Genomic DNA, 19,490 nt, shown 5'->3' with positions numbered 1-19,490 from the left:
GACGGAGCCGGGCAGGCGATCTACGGTGAGCGTATGAGCCGCCGCACCGAGATAGACGTACGTCCCATCACCGAGGCCGAGTTCCCCGACTGGAACCGGGCCCTGAACACGGGGTTCCTGCGACCGCCCGCCGTGGCCGAGGAGCAGTTGGAGGCCCGCCGCAACGAGTTCGTGCCCGGCCGGTCGCTCGGCGCCTTCGACGGCGACCGGTGCGTGGCGACCTTCCGGTCCTTCGACCAGGAGCTGACGGCCGTCGGGGGCGGCCTGGTCCGGGCCGACGCGGTCTCCAACGTCACCGTCACCGCGACCCACCGGCGCCGCGGTCTGCTCACCCGGATGATGGCGCAGGACCTGGCCGCCGCGAAGGAGCGCGGGGACGTCGTCGCGACGCTGATCGCGGCCGAGTACCGGATCTACGGCCGGTACGGCTTCGGCCCCGCCACGAGCATGACCGAGTGGGCGGTCGACGTCCCCCGCGCCGGTCTGGACCCGCGCTGGGCGGCCCCGGAGGACGGCGGCCGGATCGACCTCGTGGACGGCGCCGACGTCCGGCGGCTCGGACCCGAGCTGCACGAGCGGCTGCGCCGGGCCCAGCCGGGCGCGGTCAGCCGGACCGAGCTGTGGTGGCGTTACCGGACCGGTGTCATCGACTGGAACGGCTCCCCCTGGACCGAGCCCTGCTACGCCCTGTACCGCTCGGCGGACGGCGAGGTCGAGGGCATGGCCTCCTACCGGACCGACGACCGCTGGGGCGACGCCAAGCAGCCGCTGAACACGGCGACCGTGGACTGGCTGCTCGCCGTGACCCCGGCCGCCGAGCGCGCGCTGTGGCACTACCTGTGCTCGATCGACTGGGTCCAGACGGTGAAGAGCGGCTGGCGCTCCCCCGACGACCTGCTCCCGCATCTCCTGCCGGACCCGCGGGCGGCCCGCATCACCACGCAGGCCGACTGGCTGTGGGTGCGGATCCTGGACGTCGCGCGGGCGCTGGAGGCGCGGACGTACGAGGGGCAGGGATCGGTGGTCCTCGAGGTCGTCGACCGGGGAGGGCTCACCGGCGGGCGGTGGCGGCTGGAGGCGGGGCCGGACGGGGCGTCCTGCGCGCCGACCACCGAGAGCGCCCACTTCGTGCTGGACGTGGGCGACTTGGCCGCGCTGTGGCTGGGCGACGAGTCGGCGGTGCGGCTGGCCGCGCTCGGCCGGGTGCGGGAAGAACGAGCGGGCGCCGCCCGTGTGGTCGACGCCCTGCTGCGTACGTCCAGGCGGCCTTGGTGCCCGGACATGTTCTGAGGTGACTCCCTTCCTCCGGTGACGGTGGACGTGCGCATCCGTAGCGCGGGTTCTTCGACGTGCTCTTCAGTTGTGGTTGTGGTTGTGCCTGTTGTGCCTGTTGTGCGTGGTGCCTACTGACCGGCCGGGCACCCGGCTCCCCTCCGGAAGGGGGCCCGGCCGTCAGTACGTCGGTTCAGCCGGACTGGGCGAGCAGCATCACGAGGATCACCGCACCCACACCGCCGATCATGGTGTTCTTCGCCTTGATGCCGATGGACAGCGCGACGAACGCGATGATGCCCATCGGCCCGTACTTCCACTGCACGAGCTGCTCGAACCCGATGGCCAGAGCCGCGACGACGATGGCGATGAGCGGCATGGTGGTCCCCCTGTCACCGTGGTGGCCAACCCTCGTGAGGCTCGACCACGTTGCTCAAGTTGGCTGCCAACTTCACTGTACTTATCTCCGCTTGGAAGCGTCTCATAACCACCTTTCCGCGAACTGCCGGAAGATGGCGAGAAGTTGTAGGGTTTGGTCGTGGAGCCGGAACACGCCCCCGTCAACGGGCGGGAGAGACCGCAGCGGCCACAGGCAACACATCGAGAGGTGGCCGACGAGCTGCGCGCCCGGATCAGGTCCGGTCGGCTGCGGCCGGGCCAGCGCATGCCCACGCAGGCCCAGTTGGCCGAGGAGTTCGGCGTGGAGCGGGGCGCTGTCCGCCAGGCCCTGCGCATCCTTCAGTCGGAACGTCTGCTCACCAATGTGTCCAAGGGGAGCCCGGCGACCGTCGCGCCCGATCCGTACGGCCCCCAGTCCGGTCCCGAAGCGCGGCCGATGCCCACGACCGTGGCGCTCGCCTCCCGGATCGCGGCGGCCTTCGCCGCCGAGCACGTCGAGATCGACGCGCTCTGCCTGACCTCCGTCTCCCTCACCCTCGCCCTCGGCGAACCGCTGAGCCAGATCCACGCGGGGCGACTGAAACCGGCCAAGGTCGACGTCCGGGTCCTGCTGCCGAGCGGCGACATCGACCTCGCCTTCCCGGTGGCGGTCTCGGGCGGCGCGGCGGGCGGACCGGTGCACGAGCGGTGGCTGGCGATGCGCAACGCCCAGGGGCAGGTGCTCCGGCACAACCTGCTGAGCCTGCGCGCCACGCACGGCATAGACGTGCGCGTCTCCTTCCGCGCGCTGCCCTTCACCCCGCCCGTGAAGCTGTACGTGCTCAACGGCAGCGAGGCCCTGTTCGCGTACTACACCCTCGGCCGGCGCGAGCAGGAGATCGACCACGAGCAGCTGGAGATGTACGACGCGGAGGGCATCCGGTCGACGCTGTTCGCCTTCGAACAGGGCGGTGGCCTGCGCGACGGCGTGTTCGTGAAGCAGTCCCGGCTGTGGTTCGACGCACTGTGGGGGACGATCAGCTCGGAGCTGGTGCTCGCGGGCTGACCGTCCCCGTCACAGCGCGGGACCCGCGACCAGGAGGGCCAGCAGCACCGCTCCGGCGGAGCTGACGGAGGGGCTCTTGGCCTTGATGCCTATGGTGAGCAGGAGCAGGCCGACGATGCCGGTGGCACCGTACCTCCACTGGACGATCTGCTCGAAGGCGATGACGAAGACCGCGGAGACCAGGGCGAGGACGGGCATGGCCTTCCCCCCTTCGGGAAGATAGACTTTCGCCAACTGGGCGAAGTTGGCAACCAACTCTCCCTATGTTGTCCCCACTTGGCTACTACCTATAAACAAGTTTCAAACAACTCCCTATAGGTAGGTCGAAGTTGTAGCGTTTGGTCGTGACTCAGGAGAACGTGTCCGTGAACGGCAGCAGAAGGCTCTCGTCCCAGGAGATCGCCGACGTCCTGCGGGAGCGGATCCGCGGGGGAGACCTCAGGGCGGGCGACCGCCTGCCCACCCAGGCCGAACTGGCCGAGGAGTTCGGCGTGGAGCGCGGCACCGTCCGCCAGGCCCTGCGCGCACTCCAGGAGGACGGCCTGCTCACCAACGTCAGCAAGGGCAGCCCGCCCCGCATCGCCGAGCCCGCCGCACCGCGGGCCGAGCCGCAGCCGACGATGGTGGCGCTCGGGCCGCGCCTGGCGGAGGCGTTCGCGGCACCGCACGTCCGGGTCGACGTCGTGTGCCACACCTCGGAGACGCTGATGCTCGCCCTCAGCGAGCCGCTCCGCCTGATCCACGAGGGCCGCATCCACCCGGAGTCGATCGACTTCCGCGTGCTGATGCCCTCCCGCGACATCGCACTCGCCTTCCCCGTCCTGGTCGAGGACGAGGAGGACGACCCGGTCCACCAGCGCTGGCTCCAGATGCGCAACGCCCAGGCCCGCGTCCTCCAGCACAACCTGCACGCCGTGCGCTCCACCCACCGCGTCGACGTGCGCATCGCCTTCCGCGCCCTGCCGTTCACCCCGCCGATGAAGCTGTACCTGCTCAACGGCGAGGAGGCCCTCCTCGGCTACTACATGCTGACCCGGCGCGAGGAGGAGTACGAGAGCCGGACGCTCCAGATGTACGACGCGCTCGGCTCCCAGTCGCTGCTGTTCTCGTTCCTGAACCGGACCGGTCACCGGGACGCGGTGTTCGTGGAGGAATCACAGAAGTGGTTCGACGCCCTCTGGGAAACCATCACCACGGACATGACACTCTCCTAGTGACTTCCGATACGGATCAGACGGAACCGGTGAGCGAGCGGACCGGCCGGGACGAGCAGTCCGAGGCCCTGCGGGACCTGGTCGTGGGTGCCCGCGTCGTCCTGTGGGACTTCGACGGCCCCATCTGCCGGCTGTTCGCGGGTTACTCGGCCGACCGGGTGGCGGGCGAACTGGTGGACTGGCTGGAGCGGCTCGGCCTCAAGGAGCTGCTCACCCAGGAGGAGCAGGTCCAACCGGACCCGCACGTCCTGCTGGCCGCGGTCGACCGCAGACACCGGCGGAGCGACCTGGTCGCCGAGTTCGAGGAACGGCTGACCCGGGAGGAACTGCGCGCCGTGCCCACCGCGTGGCCGACCGCGTACGCGGACGCCCTGATCCGCACCTGGTCCGCCCTCGGCGTGGGCCTCGCGGTCACCACCAACAACTCGCCCCGCGTGGTGAGCGAGTACCTGGAGACCCGGGACCTGCTGGGCTGCTTCGCCCCCCACATCTACGGCCGCACCGGGGACCCGCACCTGCTCAAACCCGACCCCCACTGCCTCAACCGCGCCCTCAGCGCGATGGGCGCCGCCCCCGCACGGGCCCTGATGGTCGGCGACTCGGCCTCCGACGTGACCGCCGCCCGACGGGCCGGCGTGCCCTTCCTCGGCTACGGCCACAACGAACGGAAGACCAAGCTCCTCAAACAGGCGGGCGCGGACACGGTCGTCGACTCCCTGGAGCCGGTCCTCAGACTGCTGTGGGAGAACGGGACACCCGCTCCCGCCTGAGCTTGGGAACACCTTCGTCACGCGGCCCTGGGTAACGGGCCGGAGGCGCTACTCTCCGGCCATGCACCGTCTGCCACACCGGGCGCGCAAGGCGCTCGTGCACCACCTCGTGGAGTCGCGGAGACTCCGCGGGAGAGGTGAGGTGCTCACCGGGCACCACAACGTCAACTACGTCCGGCGCTCGGGCCTGGTGCTGGCGCTGCTGTTGGGCGCCGTTCCCTTCACCCGGTTCAAGTACCGGGTTCCGTTGCGGGCGGTCGAGGTTGTGCCGCGCATCTGGCAGAGGGAGGCGGAGGTGCTCGGTGTCGTCTGCCGATATCTGCGTGAGGTGCCGCGCTGCCTGGCCGACCTCGGGAACGGCTCCGTACACGGCTACCGGGCGGGCCGGGTGCTCAGCGACAGCGGTCCCACCGGGCGGGTGGGCGAGGAACTCATGCGATCGTTCGCGTCGTTCTTCGTCCGGACCGCGAGCGTGCCCGTGGCGGAACTGCCGGCCCGCCCCGAGGGGTGGCCGCGGGACGGGGACACGCAGGGCTTCCTGGACTGGCTGGTCCACTTCACGGAGCGGCGGGTGCACCGGCCGAACCGGGACCGCTTCGGCGCACTCTTCGACGCCGTCGGTGTCCCGGAGGACGCGATGGCGCGGTTCGCCGCCGGGCACCGCTGCCGCGCGGTGCGCCCCTTCCGGCTCCTGCACACGGACGTCCACCGGGCCAACGTCGTCGTGCGGGGAAGGCGCCTCGCGGTGATCGACTGGGAGCTGGCCATACTCGGCGACCCGCTGCACGACCTCGCGACCCACCTGGTGCGCATGGCGTACGGGAAGGAGGAACAGGGGCGCATGGTGGACCTGTGGGCCGAGGCCATGGCGGATGCCGGGTTCACCGACCTCACCGCCGGGCTGCACGAGGACCTGCCCGTCTACGTCGCGTTCGAGTACGCCCAGTCGGTGTTCCCCGACGTGATGCGCGCGGCGATCGACCTGCCCGAGGACGCGCGCACCGAGCACTTCCGGACCGCCGCGGACCGCGTGGAGCGGGCCGTACGGCGGGCCCGCGAGCCGCTGCGGCTGGTCGACGTACCGGACCGGGAGCAGGTGGTCGAGGCTCTGCGGGTCTGGCACGCCACGGCACGCTGATCGGTTCCCGCCCCTTCCTGTTCGCCCCGACAGCGGTCACCATGATCTGGCGCGCCAGAACTCGTGGGCCTGTGGGGGGACTTGATGTCTGAGGGCGGATCTTCGCTGAGCGGCAGAATGGCGGCACTCCGGGGCCGTGCCGAGACGACGCTGACCAAGGGGCTGCTCCTGGCGGTCTTCTTCGTCGGCCTCGTCGCCCAGTTCGTCAAGCCCGTGGGAGACGCGCTGGAGGGCAAGACCTACATCGGCGGGGCACTGCTCAGCATCGTGGGGTATGTGCTCTACGCCGAGGTGCTCCGGCTGAACGCGGCGCGCGACGCCGACGGGGAGCAGACGCGGCAGCTCCACGAGGCCGTCCGGCGGCTGAGCGGCGAGGTCCAGGAGCTGACCGCGCGACTGGGCCCGCAGTCGGGTGACGCCGCCACGATGGACCGCTTGATCGAGGAGTGCGCCCAGGCGGTGCTGCGGGGCGGTGAGACCCAGCTGTCGGGCATGTGCTTCACCGGGGAGACCTTCGTCGAACCGCTGCGCCGGGTACTGGAGGACTTGCCGCCCGATCCCTCGAGATCCGTGTCCGTGCGCATCCTGGTCCCGGACTTCACCCGCCCGACCGGAGTCCCCGGCCTGGTAAGGGCCGCGGACGGCAAGCTGACGGACGCGCCCGGATTCCGCCGGCACCTGACCGGAAAGATCGCGGGCTACGCGCAGGACCTCAGGACCACGCGCGGCAGGATGCTCCACAAGAACCAGGGCACGCTGTCGGTCGAGTTCAGGGCGGTGCACATCTCGCCCTTCCTCAAGCTGTACGCCATCGGCGACGACGTGGTGTACGAGGGGATCTACGACACGCTCGAAGTGCGGCCGGACGCATACGTCACCTCCGCTCCCCTCCCGCAAGGACCGGGACCCGAGGAAGGGCAGCTGCTCGACCTCATCGGCCGCGGATCGCTGCTGACCCGCTGGAGTCGCTACGACGGTGAGCCGGGAGGTGTCCTCGTCGACCGCCGGTGCGGCTTCTTCGGCACCCTCTGGGACGCGGCACGGCGCCTGGAACCGGAGGCCGCCCCCGGCGGAAGCGGTGCGTAGGCTCGCCTGCATGAACGCCCCCGGTCTGCGTGAGCGCAAGAGGCAGCGGATGTTCCGGACCCTGTCGGACATCGCCGTCGAACTCTTCCTGGAGAAGGGCTTCGACGCCGTGTCCGTCGCGGAGGTGGCGGCCGCTGCCGAGGTCTCCAAGCCGACGCTCTTCCGGTACTTCCCGGCCAAGGAGGACCTGGTCCTGCACCGGATCGCCGACCACGAGGACGAGGCGGCCCGGGTGGCCGGGGAGGGGCAGCCCGCGCCGGTCGACGCGCTGCGGCGGCACTTCCTGGCGGGGCTCGAGCGGTGCGACCCGGTGACCGGGCTCAACGACCACCCCGCCGTACTCGCCTTCCACCGGCTGCTCTACGGCACCCCCGCCCTGGTCGCCCGGATGCACACCCAGCTGGAGCGGTCCGAGGCCGCGCTCGCCGAGGTGCTCGGCGGCGACCTGGACGCCAGGCTGGCGGCCGGGCAGATCATCGCCGTGCAACGGGTCCTCGCCCTGGACAACTGGCGGCGGATCGCCGCCGGGGAACGGGTGGAGGACGTCCGGGAGGACGCGGTGGCGGCGGCGGAACGGGCGTTCGCCGGGCTGGCCGCCGGGCTGCCCAGATTCGTTACGACAGAAAATATGTAACTCGGTAACGTCGTTCCCCTATGCTTGCCGGAATGACGTCGACCGACACCGCCCTCCAGCGCGCCCTCGACCGCGAACGCGCCCACCACGAACACTGCCGGACCGTCCTCGCCGCGATGGTCGAGGGCGCCCAGGAGCACGTCGTCACCGGCGAGGACGTCTCCGCCTCCGGTGCCGACGCCGAGGTCCTCGGGTACCGGCTGCGCAGCCGGGCCAAGGAGATGCGCGAACTGCCCGCGGGCCCGCTGTTCTTCGGACGGCTCGACTTCGCCGAGGGGGAGGAGACCGGGCGGGCGCTGCACATCGGGCGGCTGCGGATCACCGAGCACCCGGCCGCCCCGCCCCTCGTCGTCGACTGGCGCGCCCCCGTCTCCCGCGCCTTCTACCAGGCCACCGCGGGCGACCCGCGCGGCGTGGCCGTCCGCCGCCGCTTCGGATGGGCGCCCGGCAGCCGCGGCGACGCCGCCGACCTCACCGGCCTGGAGGACGAGCACCTCGGCCGGGGCGAGTCCCGGGCCAGTGCCATCGTCGCGCGGGAGATCGAACGGCCCCGCGTCGGGCCCATGCGCGACATCGCCGCCACCATCCAGCCCGAGCAGGACGACCTGGTCCGCGCCGCTCTCGGCACCACCGTCTGCGTCCAGGGCGCCCCGGGCACCGGCAAGACCGCCGTCGGCCTGCACCGGGCCGCGTACCTGCTCTACACCCACCCGCAGCGCATCAAGCGGGGCGGCCTGCTGATCCTCGGCCCCAACCCGACCTTCCTCTCCTACATCGCCGAGGTGCTCCCCGCCCTCGGCGAGAGCGGCGTACGGCAGTCCACGCTGGACCGGGAGATCGCCCGGCACCCGGTCACCCGCACCGACGACGCACCGGCCGCCGCCCTCAAGCACGACGCCCGGACCGCCGAGGTGCTGCGCCGCGCCCTGTACGCGCGCGTGGATCCGGGCGCCGCGGGCGACCTCGCCGTGCCGGACGGCTCCTACCGCTGGCGGGTCCCGGCCGAGGCGCTGGCCCGCATCGTCGCGGAGGTCCGGGAGGAGGAGCCGCCGTACGGCGTCGGGCGCGAGCGGGTCAGGGCCCGGATCGTGCGGTACGTCCAGGAGCGGGCCGAACGGCGCGCCGGGCCGCAGAGCAACGCCTGGCTGCGCCGCGTCGAACGGTGCCGCCCGGTCGGCGCGGCCCTCGACGCCGTATGGCCACGGGTGCGCCCCGAAGAGGTCGTCGCGCCGCTGCTCGGCGACCCGGGCGAACTGGCGAGGGCGGCCGAGGGGGTGCTGGACGACGACGAGCAGCAGGCCCTGCGGTGGACGGGGCGGGCGCCGCGGTCGTGGAGGTCGGCGCGCTGGTCCGCCGCCGATCTGCTCCTCCTCGACGAGGTCGCCGGACTCCTCGGACACCCCGAGGGCTACGGCCACATCGTCGTCGACGAGGCCCAGGACCTGTCCCCGATGGAGTGCCGGGCCATCGCCCGCAGGTCGGCCTTCGGTTCGCTCACCGTCCTCGGCGACCTCGCCCAGGGGACCACGCCGTGGGCCGCGCGCTCCTGGCGGACCGTCCTCGCCCACCTGGGCCGCCCGGACGCGGCCGTGGTGCCGCTGACCACCGGATTCCGGGTGCCGCAGGAGGTGGTGGGCCTCGCCAACCGGCTGCTCGCACGGCTCGGCGTGGACGTGCCGCCGGCCCGTTCGCTGCGCGGCGACGGCGAGCTGACGCTGCGCGCGTGCGCGCCGGGCGCCGTGCCGGAGACGGTCGTGGACGCCGTACGGCACGCGCTCACCCGGGCGGGCTCGGTGGGTGTCGTCGCCGCCGACCCGGACGTGCCGGGGCTGCGGGCCGCCCTCGACGCGGCCGGCATCGCGGCGGCCGGGCCCGAGGCGCTGGGCGCCCGGGTGGCCGTCGTGCCGGCGAGCGTGGTCAAGGGCCTGGAGTACGACCACGTCGTCGCCGTCGAACCGGCGGCGATCGCGGCGGCGGAGGGCCCCGGCGGGCGGGGCCTGCACCGGCTGTACGTGGTGCTCACCCGCGCGGTGTCCCGGCTGGACGTGGTCCACGCTCGGCCCCTGCCGTTCTGAGCCCCCGGGGACGGTCCCGCCCGCCGCCCACGCGCGCCCGCGACGGGACGCGGCGGGGTCAGGCCGCCAGGCGGGTGCCGCGGCGCCAGACGGCGCGCGTGTTGAGGGTGTCGCCGATGTCGCCGGTCGGATCGCCGTCGACCAGCAGCAGGTCGGCGCGCAGTCCCTCGGCGACGCGGCCCCGGTCGCTGAGGCGGAAGCGCCGGGCGGTGGTCGCCGTGGCCGCGCGCAGGGCCCGCGAGGGCGTGAGGCCGGCCGCCACGAGGTACTGCAGTTCGTGGTGCAGGCTCGCTCCGTGGGCCAGGCCCCCGAAGAACGTCTCGGGCATGGAGACGTCGGTGCCGGCCAGCACGTCGACGCCGGCGGCGTCCAGGGCGCGGACGGTGGCGCAGACGTCCTCGAGGCTGCCCTGCGGGTAGCGGTCGTAGCTGGACCGCAGGGTCCGGTCCCAGCTGTCGTCGAGGCGTGCGGCGACCCGGGGGTCGTCGGCGAGTTCGCTGCCGGTGACGCCCATCATCGAGGCGTTGAGGGTGATGCAGGGAATGACGAACATGCCCGCGTCCCTGATGAGGTCGATGATCTCGGCGGTGTGCGGCTGGTCCATGAACACGTGGGTGACGCCGTCGACGCCCGCCTCCGCGGCCATCCTGGTGGCCTCCACGGTCAGCGCGTGGGCCACCGTGAGGGCGCCGTACTTCCTGGCCTCGGCCACACCGGCGTTCAGGGTGGCCCGGTCGAGCGACGGCAGCCCGGGATGTCCCTCCACGGTGCCGTCGTCGATCATGAACTTGATGAAGTCCGAACCCCGGGCGAGGAGTTGCGGCACGTAGGCGGCGGCCTCCTCCGGGGTCGTGGAGAACGGCATCAGCGGCATCACCGGCGGGAGGTCCCACTTCGGCCGGAACCCCTCGGGCATCAGCTCGCTCGGGTGACCGCCGGGCGGGGTGATGGCGAACCCGGAGGAGCGCACGTCGGCCAGGGTGTCGTCGTCGGCGATGGACCCGCGGTTCTCCCGGGTGTTCATCCCCTGCATCTCCAGCTCGGTCGTCACCCCGAACCGCAGGGCGAGCGCCAGGGAACCCGGGGCGGAGTGCACGTGGGCGTCGATGAGTCCCGGGAGCAGGGTGGCGCCGCTGCCGTCGACGACCTCGCAGTCCCGGGGGACCTCGCCGCCGACGCGGGCGATCCTCGTGCCGTCGATGACCACGGTCCGTACGCCTACGGTCTTCTCCCCGTCGAATACCTGCGCGTTGGTGATCGCGGTGAGTGCCATGGCAGTCCGCCTCGTTTCCTGGCTCGTACACATTTACATACCCGATGCTATGGAGTTGTCGACAGGTATGCAAATGTGCGGGGGCGGCCTAGACTCGGGGCATGAGCAGTGTGTCTTCCTCCGGCCGGTCCGCCGACGATCCGGCGCTGGACCAGATCGGCCCGGCGTTGTCGCGCCTGCGGCGGCGCACACCTGCTTCCAGCAAGGACCTCTCCCGCAACCTGGTCCTCAACGTGATCGCCGACGCGCCGGGCGAGACGACCGTCGGCGGGCTCGCGGTCGAGATGGGTGTCGCCCAGCCGGTGGCCAGCCGGACCGTCGCCGCCTGCATCGAGGACGGGTTGCTGCGCCGGGTGGCGTCCCAGTGCGACGGACGCCGTAGCGTCCTCGAACTCACCGAGTACGGCGAGGCCGAACGCCGCCGGTTCGCCGCCGAGCAGCGGGAGGCGTTCCAGGAGATCACCGCCGCCTGGACGCCCCAGGAGCGCATCCAGTTCGCCCGCCTCCTGGTCCGCTACGGCGCCGACGCCGCCACCTGGTCCAGAAGCAGGACCGCGAGCCGCGACTGAGCCGCCCCGACCCGGCGTGAGCGGCGGACTGTGAGGACGGGGCGACGCGCACACCGCCGGGGTCGAGCCCCGTGTTCCCCCTGCCGTCGCCGGCCCGGCAGGGGCGCCGGGGTGAGGATCGGGTCGGCGCTTGCCGCCTCCGTGGTGCTCGGAGCGCAGGCCGGTCGGGGTCACCCGGTCCGTCGAGCCGCAAGGGCTTCCCGGGTGCGGAGTGCACGGGACCGACCGTACAGGCGTGGATTCTTCAGGGGCCGGACGCACTATTGCAAGCGCGTTGCTTGCAATAGTTAGCAAGGTGCTGCATGGTGGAGGCATGGCATCGCTCAACGTCGGCAATCTCGGTGAGTACCTGCGCGAGCAGCGGCGCAACGCGCAGCTGTCGCTCCGGCAGCTCGCCGACGCCGCGGGCGTGTCCAACCCGTACCTGAGCCAGATCGAGCGCGGGCTGCGCAAGCCGAGCGCGGAGGTGCTCCAGCAGGTCGCCAAGGCGCTGCGGATCTCCGCCGAGACGCTGTACGTCCGCGCGGGGATCCTCGATGCGGAGCGGGACCGGGAGGACGTGGAGACGCGTGCGGTCATCCTCGCCGACCCCTCGCTGAACGAGCGCCAGAAACAGGTGCTGCTCCAGGTCTACGAGTCCTTCCGCAAGGAGAACGGGTTCGGGGCCGACGCGGAGCCGGGCGCCGACGCCGACATCGCCGTCGACGGGGCTGAAACGACACAAAACCCTCATTCGTAAGCAATTCCGGAGGACCATCACCATGGCCATCACCGACGACCTGCGCAAGACCTTCAGCGACCCCACCCCGCTCTACTTCGCCGCGGGCACCGCCGACCTCGCCTTCCAGCAGGCCAAGAAGGTGCCGGTGCTGGTGGAGCAGCTGCGCGCGGAGGCCCCGGCGCGGATCGACGCCGTACGCAACACCGACCCGAAGGCCGTCCAGGAGAAGGCGACGGCCCGCGTCAAGGAGACCCAGGGCAGCCTCCAGGCCAAGGCCAACGAGCTGTTCGGCAACCTCGACGCCGACTTCAAGAAGCTCGGCGAGACCGCCCAGGACCTCGCGCTGCGCTCCGTCGGCGTCGCCGCCGAGTACGCCGTCAAGGCCCGGGAGACCTACGAGAAGGTCGCCGAGCGCGGCGAGCACGCGGTGCGCACCTGGCGCGGCCAGGCCGCCGACGGCATCGAGGACCTCGCCGAGGACGTGGAGGACCTCGCGGTCGCCGTCGAGCCGGCCAAGCCCGCCCCTGCCAGGCCCGCGACGCCCAAGCCGGCGACGGCCAAGTCCGAGCCGGTCCGGGTCACCGAGGACAGGTCCGCGGCGGCGAAGAAGACGCCCGCCCCGCGCAAGGCCCCGGCCAAGAAGAACACCACCGCCAAGAAGACGACGCCGCCCGCCAAGTAGGGCAGGGCGCGACGAGCGGACAGCGGGCCGGGCACCCTTGGGGTGTCCGGCTCGTTCTGCGGGTACGGTGACCGCGTAATGACGATCCGATTCTGGTGGTGGACGTTGTGCTGATGCAGGGGTTCGCAGGCTTCATGTGGCTGCTGAGCATCGCCCTGATTCTTTTCAGCGGCTTCGCTTTGATCGACGCCGCCACGCGCCGCGAGGACGCCTACCGCGCGGCCGACAAGAAGACCAAGCCCTTCTGGCTGATCATCCTCGGGCTCGCCTTCGTGGTGAACCTGATCTTCAACATCCTGTCGTTCCTGCCGATCATCGGTCTCATCGCGACGATCGTGTACATGGTCGACGTACGGCCCGCGCTGCGCGGTCTGTCCGGCGGCGGCCGCAGCAGCCGCCGCGGCTCCAGCAGCGACGGCCCGTACGGCCCGTACAACGGCGGACGCTGACCCCGTACGACGGCGGCGGACACCGGCGGGAGGACCCGCGCGGGATCACCGGAACCGGGACCGGGCGGCTCAGGCCGTCCGGTCCAGCAGGACGACGGCCAGGTCGTCGGCCAGTTCGCCGCCGTTGAGTTCGCGGACCTCGTTGACGGTCGCCCGCAGCAGCTCCTCGCCGGTCAGACCCTCGGCGCGCTGACGCCGCACCAGCTCCACCATGCCGTCCTGGCCGAGCCGCTCCCGGCCTCCGCCGACGTGGCCCTCGATCAGGCCGTCGGTGTACAGCATCAGGCTCCACTCGGCGCCCAGCTCCACCTGCATCCGCGGCCAGCGGGCGCCCGGCAGCAGCCCCAGCGCCGGGCCGTTGTTGTCGTAGGGCAGCAGCCGTGCGGGCATGCCCGGGCGGCTGAGCAGCGGGGACGGGTGCCCGGCCAGGCACAGGCCCGCGCGGCGGCCGTCCGGGGTGATGTCCACGGCGCACAGCGTCGCGAAGATCTCGTCGTCCGAGCGCTCGTGCTCCAGCACCTGCTGGAGCGTGCCGAGCAGCTCGTCGCCGCACAGCCCCGCCAGCGTCAGCGCCCGCCAGGCGATCCGCAGCTCCACGCCGAGCGCCGCCTCGTCCGGGCCGTGCCCGCAGACGTCGCCGATCATGGCGTGCACGGTGCCGTCCGGGGTGCGCACGACGTCGTAGAAGTCGCCGCCCAGCAGCGCGCGCGAGCGGCCCGGGCGGTAGCGGGCGGCGAAGCGCAGCGGGGAGCCGGCCAGCAGCGGGGTCGGCAGCAGGCCGCGCTCCAGACGGCGGTTCTCCTGCGCCCGCAGCCTGCCCTCGGCCAGCCGCCGCTCCGCCGAGTCGGACCGCTTGCGCTCGACGGCGTAGCGGATCGCCCGGCTCAGCAGGCGGCCGTCCAGCTCGTCGCGGAACAGGTAGTCCTGCGCGCCGACCGCCACCGCCTCGGCGCCGCGCTCGGCGTCGCTGGAGGAGGTGAGGGCGAGCACGGCGTGCCGGGGCGCCAGCTCCAGGACGTGCCGGAGCACCGCCAGCTCGTCGTCGCCCTCCGCGTCGCCGCCGTTGCCGCTGCCACCGCCGTCGGTGTTCGTGCGGGCCGGGGCGGGGGCCGACAGGGCGAGGTCCAGCAGGATGCAGTGGACGTCGTCGGTCAGCAGCCGCCCGGCCTCGGTGAGGTTGCGCGCGGTGCGGACGCGGATCGGCTTGCCGGACTGGTCGAGCAGGTCCGGCACGATCGGCGAGCCGGCCGGATCGTCCTCGATCAGCAGCACCGTCAGGTTCGTGGGAGCCGCGCTCTCGGCCCGGACGCCGGGCGCCGGGGTCCGGTCGGTGCCGGTGCCGGTGCTCGTGCCGGTGCTGGTCTCCGTGCTGGTGTCCGTGGGCTTCTCGCGCTTCTCCGTGGGGTTCTCTCGGGTGTTCTCTCGCCGGGTGGCGGCGTTCTCGGCCTGGTGCGTCCCGGGCGGGGCCTGTTCCTTGGAAGGGCCGCTGTCCGGGGACGCGGCGGGCGCCTGACCACACTCCACGGCCGGGATCGCCCTCTGCCGCGGTACGGGTACGGGCATCGTCTTGGGTTCCTTCCCTCCCCCCGAGGGCATGGCGGGGCGAGGGACCTCGACCCACCGACGGGGACCATAGCGGGTGACGGCGCCGCTGCGGAATGGTCCAGAACACGTCGGGCGGCCGAGGGCCACTGTCATATGCCGCGTTTTCCCCCGCAGTTGGACACGTCGGCCCGGGTACGGGGATGACGAAGGTCACGCGGGGGCGGGTGCCGGGCGTGGACTGGGTCACGTGGTCCTTCTCACGCGCCCGGCGCCGGTCGCGTGGCCCGCGTCACTCCTTGGGGGTGGAAGTCCGCTCCGGGGCCGTGTCCGGGCGGACCACGCCGAGGATCGGCATCGAGCCCGCGCCCGCGACGGTGATCGAGCGCCCCGGGCGCGGGGCGTGCACCATGGAGCCGTCGCCGACGTACATGCCGACGTGGCTGGCGTCGTCGAAGTAGATGATCAGGTCGCCGGGGCGCATGTCCTCGACGGCGACGTGCCTGAGCTGCTTCCACTGCTGCTGCGAGGTGCGCGGGATCGTCTGTCCGGCCGCCACCCAGGCCTGCGAGGTCAGACCGGAGCAGTCGTAGGACTTCGGGCCCTCGGCGCCCCACTGGTACGGCTTGCCGATCTGGGCGGTGGCGTACTCGACCGCCTTGCGGCCCCGCTCGGTCGCCCCGGTGTCGAGGTCCTTCAGGATGCCGGAGTCGAGCCAGGCGGTCTGCGCCTTGGCCTGCGCCTCCCGCTCCAGCCGGGCGAGGCGTTCCTTCTCCTCCTTCTCCAGCTCGGACTCCAGCTTCTCGGCCGCCGCGATCTGCTTCTCGATCTTCTTCTGGGCGGTGGCCTTGGCCTTGCGGTTCGCCTCCAGCTCCTTGAAGCGGGCGGAGGCGTCCGCCGCGTAGGCCTTCAGGTCCCGCTGGGCGCGGGTCAGCTCGCCGAGCAGGCCCTTGGTGGCGCGCTGGCCCTGGATCACCCGGCCGGTGCCGTCGAGGAAGTCCTCCGGGTCGTCGCTCAGGATGAGCTTCGCCCCGTCGGGCAGGCCGCCGGTGCGGTACTGGGAGCGGGCCGCGGCTCCCGCGCGGTCCTTGAGGCCGTCCAGCTTCTCCTGACCCTTGACGATCTTCTTGGCCAGCTCGACGATCTCGGCGTTCTGCTTCTCGGCCTTCTCCTCGGCGGCGTTGTACTCCTCCGTGGCCGAGGCCGCCGCGCGGTAGAGCCCGTCGAGCTTCTCGCGTACGGCTTCCAGGTCCTTGCCCTTGCCGGGCGGGGCTGACGGGGCGGCGGGGGCGGACGGGGTGGCGGAGGCGCCGGGAGTGCCCGGCGACTGCGACGGCGAGGACGAGGCCGAGGGGCCCGGGTCCGCGAACGCCGTCCCCGGCGCCGCCAGCACGGTGATCGCGCAGACCACGGTCACGGCAGTCGTCGTCAGGACACGCTTCCCCGTACGCATACCTCGCCCCCAACCTGATTAACCGTCAGTAACATAGCTCGCTCGGGGGATCGTGCCATGCCGGCGCGAAAAGCGACAGAGGCCGTGCTTTCCTCCTGCTTCCCCTCGGGGTGTGACGAACGCCGCAGGGAGATCGTTCCCGGCCGCGGCCTCCGCTCGGCCCCGCTCGCCCCGCCCGCCCCGCTCGCACCGTCCGCGCCGTGGGCTCACCCGCGGGGCGCCAACGCCTCCCACCGCACCGTCACTTCGCCCTGCCGCCACCGCACCGGCCCGTCCGTCACCGGCCAGTCGGCCGTCAGGTCCCGCACCGCCCGCATCCAGCGCTGCCGCGCGCCGTAGGAGGCGTAGGGCGCGGCGGCGGCCCAGGCGCGGTCGAAGTCGCGCAGGAAGGCGTGCACGGGCTCGCCGGGGACATTGCGGTGGATGAGCGCCTTCGGCAGCCGTTCGGCCAGGTCGGAGGGGCGGTCCAGGGAACCGAGCCGGGTCGCGAAGGTGACCGTGCGCGGTCCCTCGGGCCCGAGCGCCACCCACACGTGCCTGCGCCCGATCTCGTCGCAGGTCCCCTCGACCAGCAGTCCGCCGCGCGAGTGCTCCGAGGCCGGCGCGAGCCGCGCGCACAGCCGCCGCCAGACGGCGGCGACCTCGCCCTCGTCGTACTGGCGCAACACGTTCGCCGCGCGGATCAGCAGCGGCGGCGCGGAGACGGGGACCTCGAAACCGCCGTGCCGGAAATCGAGCCCCACGCGCGCGTACGGCTGGGCCGCCGCCACCCGGGCCGGGTCGATCTCGACGCCCACCACGCGCGCGTGCGACGCGACCGTGCGCAGGCGGTGCAGCAGTTCGACGGCGGTCCAGGGCGCCGCGCCGTAGCCGAGGTCGACGGCGACCGGGTCGGCCGCGCGGCGCAGTTCGGCACCGTGCGCGGCCGCGATCCAGCGGTCCATGCGGCGCAGCCGGTTGGGGTTCGTCGTCCCGCGCGTGACCGTGCCCACGGGGCGGGTGGCGGTGGCGCGGGATGGCATGCCTACGAGGGTATGCGGCCGGCCGCCCGGCATTCGGCCGCGGAATGGTGGTACCCGCACACCAGGCGGGGCTTCCGTCGCCGACGACTCGGGCGGCGACCGGGTGGGGACCCGAAGGGCCCTCGAACGGTTGAGCGATCGGCGGTAATGATTCGGCAAAGGCCGGAAAACCGGAATGGAGCACGGCCCGTCCGGTGTTCCCAACCCTTGGAGGGCGACCCAGGGTCCTCCGACCGGCATGCCCGCAGCGAGGAGGAACGGCTCGTGAGCCAGTACGTCAGCAGGCTCGGGCGCCGCTCACCGGCGGCTTCCCCGCGGCTGAGGCTGAACCGAAAGCCCCGCCGCGTCGCCATGCTCTCCGTGCACACCTCACCGCTCCACCAGCCCGGCACCGGCGACGCCGGAGGCATGAACGTCTACATCGTGGAGCTGGCGCAGCGCCTCGCCGCGATCAACATCGAGGTCGAGATCTTCACCCGGGCGACCACCGCCGCCCTCCCGCCCGCCGTCGAACTGGCCCCCGGCGTCCTCGTGCGGCACGTCGACGCGGGCCCGTACGAGGGGCTGGCCAAGGAGGAGCTGCCCGCCCAGCTCTGCGCCTTCACCCACGGCGTGATGCAGGCCTGGGCCGGTCACCGCCCCGGCCACTACGACCTCGTGCACTCCCACTACTGGCTCTCCGGCCACGTCGGCTGGCTCGCCGCCCAGCGCTGGGGCGCGCCCCTGGTGCACGCCATGCACACCATGGCCAAGGTCAAGAACGCCAACCTGGCCGACGGCGACACCCCCGAACCGGCCGCCCGCGTCATCGGCGAGACCCAGATCGTCGCCGCCTCCGACCGGCTGATCGCCAACACGGCCGAGGAGGCCGACGAACTCGTCCGCCACTACGCCGCCGACCCCGACAAGGTCGCCGTGGTCCATCCCGGCGTGAACCTGGAGCGGTTCCGCCCCTTCCCCAAGGGCCGCGTGCCCGGCCCGGGACAGCACGGCAACGCCCGCGCCGCCGCCCGCGCCCGCCTCGGCCTGCCCCAGGACGCGCTGATCCCGCTCTTCGCGGGCCGGATACAGCCCCTGAAGGCGCCGGACATCCTGCTGCGCGCGGTCGCCGTCCTCCTCGACGAACGCCCCGAGCTGCGCTCCCGCATCGTCGTCCCCGTCGTCGGCGGCCCCAGCGGCAGCGGCCTCGCCAAGCCGGAGGGCCTGCAGAAACTCGCCGCGCGGCTCGGCATCGCCGACGTCGTACGCTTCCGCCCGCCCGTCGGCCAGGAACAGCTCGCCGACTGGTTCCGGGCCGCGTCCGTGCTGGTCATGCCGTCCTACAGCGAGTCCTTCGGGCTGGTGGCCATAGAGGCCCAGGCGGCCGGTACGCCGGTGCTCGCCGCCGCGGTCGGCGGCCTCCCGGTCGCCGTACGCGACGGACACACCGGCCGCCTCGTCCACGGCCACGATCCCGCCGCCTACGCGCGCGTGCTGCGCGATTTCGCCGACAACCCCGATCTGACGCCCCGCATGGGCGACGCCGCCGCCCGGCACGCCCAGTCCTTCGGCTGGGACAGCGCCGCCGCCACCACCGCCGACGTCTACACGGCCGCGATCCAGTCGTACCGCCGTCGCGTACGCTCGCACCATGGCTGAGGCACCACAGCAGAAGGCAGCGCAGGCCCTCGAGGAGGCGCTGAAGGACGCCGAGCTGGAGTGGGAGAGCCCCGAGTCCGGCACCTACGTCGTCAAGCTCCCCGGCACCCGCAAGCTGTCGACGACGGTCTCCCTCCGCCTCGGACGCCACTCCCTCTCCCTCAACGCCTTCGTCGTCCGCCACCCCGACGAGAACGAACCGGCCGTCCACCGCTGGCTGCTGGAACGCAACCTCAAGCTCTACGGCATCGGTTACGCCGTCGACCGCCTCGGCGACATCTACGTCACCGCGAAACTCCCCCTGGCCGCCGTCACCCCCGACGAGATCGACCGCCTCCTCGGCCAGGTCCTGGAGGCCGCCGACGGCGCCTTCAACACCCTGCTGGAGCTGGGCTTCGCCTCCGCCATCCGCAAGGAGTACGAGTGGCGCACCGCGCGCGGCGAGTCGACGCGGAACCTGGAGGCGTTCCAGCACCTGATCGAGCGCTCCGGCGACTGACCGGAGGCT

The 19,490-nt window shown here is 72.5% G+C and carries 20 protein-coding genes; 14 read left to right on the top strand and 6 right to left on the bottom strand.

Going from position 1 to position 19,490, the window contains the following annotated elements; translation table 11 throughout:
- Nucleotides 1–33: 33 nt before the first annotated feature.
- The gene (locus R2E43_RS17475) at nt 34–1,290 is read left to right on the top strand and encodes a GNAT family N-acetyltransferase (protein ID WP_003974785.1); all 1,257 of its coding nucleotides are present in this window, start codon (nt 34–36) and stop codon (nt 1,288–1,290) included.
- A 175-nt stretch (nt 1,291–1,465) separates the two neighbouring features.
- Here R2E43_RS17475 and R2E43_RS17470 read toward each other — a convergent pair whose 3' ends face one another.
- Entirely contained in the window at nt 1,466–1,651 is a 186-nt protein-coding gene (locus R2E43_RS17470; RefSeq protein ID WP_003974784.1) for a hypothetical protein, read from the bottom strand.
- 153 nt (nt 1,652–1,804) lie between these two features.
- Between R2E43_RS17470 and R2E43_RS17465 the strand changes: the two genes are divergently transcribed.
- On the top strand, nt 1,805–2,716 hold the full coding sequence (locus R2E43_RS17465; protein WP_011029489.1) for a FadR/GntR family transcriptional regulator: 912 nt from the start codon (nt 1,805–1,807) through the stop codon (nt 2,714–2,716).
- A gap of 9 nt (nt 2,717–2,725) precedes the next feature.
- On the opposite strand, the gene R2E43_RS17460 is transcribed toward R2E43_RS17465, so the two are convergent.
- Entirely contained in the window at nt 2,726–2,914 is a 189-nt protein-coding gene (locus tag R2E43_RS17460; RefSeq protein WP_011029490.1) for a hypothetical protein, read from the bottom strand.
- Between the two features lie 140 nt (nt 2,915–3,054).
- On the opposite strand from R2E43_RS17460, the gene R2E43_RS17455 reads away from it, so the two are divergent.
- The 6 genes from R2E43_RS17455 to R2E43_RS17430 all read left to right on the top strand — a co-directional run bounded on the left by R2E43_RS17455 (nt 3,055) and on the right by R2E43_RS17430 (nt 9,633).
- On the top strand, nt 3,055–3,930 hold the full coding sequence (locus R2E43_RS17455; RefSeq protein WP_319129948.1) for a winged helix-turn-helix domain-containing protein: 876 nt from the start codon (nt 3,055–3,057) through the stop codon (nt 3,928–3,930).
- Nucleotides 3,879–4,700, top strand: coding sequence for an HAD family hydrolase (locus R2E43_RS17450; protein ID WP_319129950.1), 822 nt, complete (start codon nt 3,879–3,881; stop codon nt 4,698–4,700). The genes R2E43_RS17455 and R2E43_RS17450 overlap by 52 nt, the downstream gene beginning before the upstream one ends.
- Nucleotides 4,701–4,761: 61 nt before the next feature.
- Nucleotides 4,762–5,838 carry a phosphotransferase family protein gene (locus R2E43_RS17445; protein WP_093456620.1) on the top strand — a complete coding sequence of 359 codons (1,077 nt, stop codon included), beginning with the start codon at nt 4,762–4,764 and terminating at the stop codon, nt 5,836–5,838.
- Between the two features lie 117 nt (nt 5,839–5,955).
- Entirely contained in the window at nt 5,956–6,924 is a 969-nt protein-coding gene (locus R2E43_RS17440; protein WP_016326812.1) for a hypothetical protein, read from the top strand.
- 10 nt (nt 6,925–6,934) lie between these two features.
- Entirely contained in the window at nt 6,935–7,558 is a 624-nt protein-coding gene (locus R2E43_RS17435; RefSeq protein WP_030868454.1) for a TetR family transcriptional regulator, read from the top strand.
- Nucleotides 7,559–7,590: 32 nt separating this feature from the next.
- Nucleotides 7,591–9,633, top strand: a complete 2,043-nt coding sequence (locus tag R2E43_RS17430; protein ID WP_093456622.1) for a HelD family protein — start codon at nt 7,591–7,593, stop codon at nt 9,631–9,633.
- 58 nt (nt 9,634–9,691) lie between these two features.
- On the opposite strand, the gene R2E43_RS17425 is transcribed toward R2E43_RS17430, so the two are convergent.
- On the bottom strand, nt 9,692–10,906 hold the full coding sequence (locus tag R2E43_RS17425; RefSeq protein ID WP_011029495.1) for a metal-dependent hydrolase family protein: 1,215 nt from the start codon (nt 10,904–10,906) through the stop codon (nt 9,692–9,694).
- Nucleotides 10,907–11,007: 101 nt separating this feature from the next.
- Between R2E43_RS17425 and R2E43_RS17420 the strand changes: the two genes are divergently transcribed.
- The 4 genes from R2E43_RS17420 (at nt 11,008) to R2E43_RS17405 (ending at nt 13,327) form a co-directional block, all read left to right on the top strand.
- Nucleotides 11,008–11,475 carry a MarR family winged helix-turn-helix transcriptional regulator gene (locus R2E43_RS17420; RefSeq protein ID WP_003974774.1) on the top strand — a complete coding sequence of 156 codons (468 nt, stop codon included), beginning with the start codon at nt 11,008–11,010 and terminating at the stop codon, nt 11,473–11,475.
- Nucleotides 11,476–11,788: 313 nt separating this feature from the next.
- On the top strand, nt 11,789–12,214 hold the full coding sequence (locus tag R2E43_RS17415; protein ID WP_011029496.1) for a helix-turn-helix domain-containing protein: 426 nt from the start codon (nt 11,789–11,791) through the stop codon (nt 12,212–12,214).
- Between the two features lie 22 nt (nt 12,215–12,236).
- Nucleotides 12,237–12,878: a hypothetical protein gene (locus tag R2E43_RS17410; RefSeq protein WP_003974772.1), complete on the top strand. Its 642-nt coding sequence runs from the start codon at nt 12,237–12,239 to the stop codon at nt 12,876–12,878.
- 113 nt (nt 12,879–12,991) lie between these two features.
- Entirely contained in the window at nt 12,992–13,327 is a 336-nt protein-coding gene (locus tag R2E43_RS17405) for a DUF2516 family protein (protein ID WP_030868443.1), read from the top strand.
- Nucleotides 13,328–13,396: 69 nt separating this feature from the next.
- Here the strand turns inward: R2E43_RS17405 and R2E43_RS17400 are convergent, their stop codons facing one another.
- The 3 genes from R2E43_RS17400 to R2E43_RS17390 all read right to left on the bottom strand — a co-directional run bounded on the left by R2E43_RS17400 (nt 13,397) and on the right by R2E43_RS17390 (nt 17,344).
- On the bottom strand, nt 13,397–14,890 hold the full coding sequence (locus R2E43_RS17400; RefSeq protein WP_332056341.1) for a PP2C family protein-serine/threonine phosphatase: 1,494 nt from the start codon (nt 14,888–14,890) through the stop codon (nt 13,397–13,399).
- A gap of 271 nt (nt 14,891–15,161) precedes the next feature.
- Entirely contained in the window at nt 15,162–16,322 is a 1,161-nt protein-coding gene (locus tag R2E43_RS17395; protein WP_332056340.1) for a C40 family peptidase, read from the bottom strand.
- A 206-nt stretch (nt 16,323–16,528) separates the two neighbouring features.
- Complete coding sequence (locus tag R2E43_RS17390) at nt 16,529–17,344, bottom strand: class I SAM-dependent methyltransferase (RefSeq protein WP_332056339.1); 816 nt, start codon at nt 17,342–17,344, stop codon at nt 16,529–16,531.
- A gap of 264 nt (nt 17,345–17,608) precedes the next feature.
- Between R2E43_RS17390 and mshA the strand changes: the two genes are divergently transcribed.
- Nucleotides 17,609–18,982: a D-inositol-3-phosphate glycosyltransferase gene (gene mshA / locus R2E43_RS17385; RefSeq protein ID WP_016326818.1), complete on the top strand. Its 1,374-nt coding sequence runs from the start codon at nt 17,609–17,611 to the stop codon at nt 18,980–18,982.
- Nucleotides 18,975–19,481, top strand: a complete 507-nt coding sequence (locus tag R2E43_RS17380; RefSeq protein ID WP_136207970.1) for a type III secretion system chaperone family protein — start codon at nt 18,975–18,977, stop codon at nt 19,479–19,481. The genes mshA and R2E43_RS17380 overlap by 8 nt, the downstream gene beginning before the upstream one ends.
- Nucleotides 19,482–19,490 lie beyond the last annotated feature (9 nt).

The sequence above is a fragment of the Streptomyces violaceoruber genome (assembly GCF_033406955.1).
GTDB lineage: Bacteria > Actinomycetota > Actinomycetes > Streptomycetales > Streptomycetaceae > Streptomyces > Streptomyces violaceoruber.
The sequence above is the reverse complement of the archived record's forward strand: the minus strand, read 5'-3'. Positions and strand labels throughout refer to the sequence as shown.

Bases quoted from the DNA above. Each gene is read 5' to 3' on its own strand.
- R2E43_RS17470 (WP_003974784.1), bottom strand. From the start codon at position 1,651: ATGCCGCTCATCGCCATCGTCGTCGCGGCTCTGGCCATCGGGTTCGAG.
- R2E43_RS17440 (WP_016326812.1), top strand. From the start codon at position 5,956: ATGGCGGCACTCCGGGGCCGTGCCGAGACGACGCTGACCAAGGGGCTG.
- R2E43_RS17475 (WP_003974785.1), top strand. From the start codon at position 34: ATGAGCCGCCGCACCGAGATAGACGTACGTCCCATCACCGAGGCCGAG.
- R2E43_RS17390 (WP_332056339.1), bottom strand. From the start codon at position 17,344: ATGCCATCCCGCGCCACCGCCACCCGCCCCGTGGGCACGGTCACGCGC.
- R2E43_RS17460 (WP_011029490.1), bottom strand. From the start codon at position 2,914: ATGCCCGTCCTCGCCCTGGTCTCCGCGGTCTTCGTCATCGCCTTCGAG.
- R2E43_RS17430 (WP_093456622.1), top strand. From the start codon at position 7,591: ATGACGTCGACCGACACCGCCCTCCAGCGCGCCCTCGACCGCGAACGC.
- R2E43_RS17425 (WP_011029495.1), bottom strand. From the start codon at position 10,906: ATGGCACTCACCGCGATCACCAACGCGCAGGTATTCGACGGGGAGAAG.
- R2E43_RS17400 (WP_332056341.1), bottom strand. From the start codon at position 14,890: ATGCCCGTACCCGTACCGCGGCAGAGGGCGATCCCGGCCGTGGAGTGT.
- R2E43_RS17445 (WP_093456620.1), top strand. From the start codon at position 4,762: ATGCACCGTCTGCCACACCGGGCGCGCAAGGCGCTCGTGCACCACCTC.
- R2E43_RS17410 (WP_003974772.1), top strand. From the start codon at position 12,237: ATGGCCATCACCGACGACCTGCGCAAGACCTTCAGCGACCCCACCCCG.
- R2E43_RS17405 (WP_030868443.1), top strand. From the start codon at position 12,992: ATGCAGGGGTTCGCAGGCTTCATGTGGCTGCTGAGCATCGCCCTGATT.
- R2E43_RS17395 (WP_332056340.1), bottom strand. From the start codon at position 16,322: ATGCGTACGGGGAAGCGTGTCCTGACGACGACTGCCGTGACCGTGGTC.
- R2E43_RS17435 (WP_030868454.1), top strand. From the start codon at position 6,935: ATGAACGCCCCCGGTCTGCGTGAGCGCAAGAGGCAGCGGATGTTCCGG.
- R2E43_RS17380 (WP_136207970.1), top strand. From the start codon at position 18,975: ATGGCTGAGGCACCACAGCAGAAGGCAGCGCAGGCCCTCGAGGAGGCG.
- R2E43_RS17420 (WP_003974774.1), top strand. From the start codon at position 11,008: ATGAGCAGTGTGTCTTCCTCCGGCCGGTCCGCCGACGATCCGGCGCTG.
- R2E43_RS17415 (WP_011029496.1), top strand. From the start codon at position 11,789: ATGGCATCGCTCAACGTCGGCAATCTCGGTGAGTACCTGCGCGAGCAG.